The sequence below is a fragment of the Cellulosilyticum ruminicola JCM 14822 genome, assembly GCF_001311925.1.
Taxonomy (GTDB): domain Bacteria; phylum Bacillota; class Clostridia; order Lachnospirales; family Cellulosilyticaceae; genus Cellulosilyticum; species Cellulosilyticum ruminicola.
Genome location: NZ_BBCG01000139.1, coordinates 1 through 2,367 on the forward strand (window position 1 = coordinate 1; position 2,367 = coordinate 2,367).

Genomic DNA, 2,367 nt, shown 5'->3' on the forward strand with positions numbered 1-2,367 from the left:
GGAGCCACTTTTTTATTTAGACAAATCTTCTAAGAATAGAAGGCACTGGTACAGCAGTAGGTACTTTGAATTTAACGATTTGCATTGGATGCGGTGCAGATTCGATAGATTCACCTTCTTCATTCCACATTTCTTCGATTGTTGTTGTAATAAAATCACCTTGAGGAATTAAGATTTCAACTTCATTACCTACAGAGAATTTACGACGTTGTTCAACAGTTACCATACCTGTTTCGTCATCATAGTCACGGATTACACCTGAGAACTCGTAGTTTCTTACATAAGAGTTGTGACCGTATGTTTGATCGTTAGATGTTGGTTTGTGCTCATAGAAGCCAGTTGTAAATTGACGGTGACTTGCTTTACTTACTTCTTGAAGGAAGTAAGCTTTTTTCGCTTCGAATTCTGCTAGATCTTTGAAGTAAGTATCAATAGCTTCACGATATGCTTTAACAACAGTGGCTACATAAAGTGGTGTTTTCATACGCCCTTCGATTTTGAAACTGTATACGCCAGCTTCTACAAGTTGTGGAATAAATTCAATCATACAAAGATCACGTGAGTTGTAGATATAAGTGCCACGATCATCTTCTTCAACTGGCATATATTCACCTGGTCTGGTAGATTCTACAACGTGATATTTCCAGCGGCAAGGTTGTGCACATTCACCATGGTTTGCATCACGATGTGTCATGTAGTTACTAAGTAAGCAGCGACCAGAGTAAGCCATACACATTGCACCGTGCACGAATGATTCAATATCAATATCTTCAGGAATGTTATCGTGCATTGCTTTAATTTCTTCAAATGAAAGTTCACGAGCAGTTACAATACGTTTTGCACCTTGTTTCGCCCAGAAGAGGGCAGTGTGGAAGTTTGTATTATTTGCTTGTGTAGAAATGTGCACTTCCATGTTAGGAAGTACTTCACGTACCACACTAAATACACCAGGGTCTGCAACGATTAATGCATCTACACCCATGTCATCGAGTTTTAAGAAGTAATCTTTCATACCTTCGAAATCTTGGTGATGTGCAAAGATATTTACAGTAACATAAACTTGTACACCGTGTTCGTGAGCGAAGGTAATCCCTTCACGCATTTCTTCTTCTGTAAAGTTCTTCGCTTTAGCACGAAGACCATATTGATTTCCGCCAATATATACTGCATCTGCACCATATAGTACAGCAACTTTTAAATTTTCTAAGCTTCCTGCTGGAGCAAGGAGTTCTACTTTTTTAGTTCTCATTTTCTGTTCCTCCAATTTTGTAACTAAGGGCAATCCCATCACCAAAAGGTAAAACACTTGATTTAAGTTCAGGCGTATGCATGATTGTCCATAAAAAATCACGTAGTCTTGAATGAGTTGTACGTTGTCTACGTTCAATTAAATAACGAGATTTTGCAACAGCACCTTTGTGTAAGACGTTGTCTGTAATAAGTATACCGTTAGGTTTTAATAATCTAATACATTCTGGTAGAAAATTAATGTATTGTCCTTTTGCACAATCCATAAAAATAACATCGTAGCCTTCGCTTGGTAATGTAAGGAGCGTTTCAGCTGCATCTCCTACAATAATTTTAATAGTATCTTCAAGTCCAGCCTTTTTTATGTTCTTTTCAGCTTGTTTTAACATATATGGAAAACGCTCAAGAGTTGTAATATGCCCACCTTCAGCTAAACACTCACTCATTAAAATAGAAGAGTAACCTACAGCTGTTCCAATTTCTAAGATTTCTTGTGGTTTAACCATAAAAAGTATAACTTTCATAAAGTCTGCCACTTCAGGTTTGATAATAGGCCATGTTTCATCGCCCATAGCAATAGCTGTTTCGATTTCTGCTAAAATAGGATTCTGTGGTGGTGTGTGAAGTGCACGAATATAATCAACAATGTAGCCATAATTTATTTCGCTCATAAAAAGTTCCTTTCTGGAATATTCTTTTTTATAATTATCAAAGCCCTTGTCAGTTACTGTCAAGGCTTAAGAAGTAATAACTTTGTTAATTATTAAAAACTATAATAGACAAGGGTGAATCAAGGCTATTCCCAGTATAAGAGTCTATTACTAGCCTTATAGAGTATACCACGCAGTAAGGTATATATGCAAATATATAGCAGGCAATATTAATTATTATACTCCCCAGTTAGGAAAAGTTACATCATCTTTAGGAATCTTTTTAAGAGGTAGGGCATGTTCAAAGGCATTTATTTTGCTAGCATCTATAGCAACATTAGTTGCATCAATAAGTCCTAGAGAGTTAGCTTTATAAATCATTCTTCTATAAGTTCTTTCTAAAATATCTGTCTCAGAAAGTTTTTTAATAAAACGCGTAAAAGTTGCTGTACTAGGAGTTTTAGGAATA

The 2,367-nt window shown here is 36.1% G+C and carries 2 protein-coding genes and 1 pseudogene; all 3 read right to left on the reverse strand.

Annotated elements, in window-relative coordinates:
- Positions 1-16: 16 nt before the first annotated feature.
- Positions 17-1,249 (reverse strand): peptidase U32 family protein, encoded by a 1,233-nt coding sequence (locus JCM14822_RS18370; protein ID WP_054744074.1) that lies wholly within the window; start codon positions 1,247-1,249, stop codon positions 17-19.
- Positions 1,239-1,919 carry an O-methyltransferase gene (locus JCM14822_RS18375; RefSeq protein ID WP_054744076.1) on the reverse strand — a complete coding sequence of 227 codons (681 nt, stop codon included), beginning with the start codon at positions 1,917-1,919 and terminating at the stop codon, positions 1,239-1,241. The genes JCM14822_RS18370 and JCM14822_RS18375 overlap by 11 nt, the downstream gene beginning before the upstream one ends.
- Before the next feature lie 216 nt (positions 1,920-2,135).
- Positions 2,136-2,367, reverse strand: a pseudogene (locus tag JCM14822_RS21100) (hypothetical protein); the annotation flags it as partial.

Excerpts from the sequence above, each read along its gene's own strand:
- JCM14822_RS18375 (WP_054744076.1), bottom strand. The coding sequence starts at position 1,919 with ATGAGCGAAATAAATTATGGCTACATTGTTGATTATATTCGTGCACTT.
- JCM14822_RS18370 (WP_054744074.1), bottom strand. The coding sequence starts at position 1,249 with ATGAGAACTAAAAAAGTAGAACTCCTTGCTCCAGCAGGAAGCTTAGAA.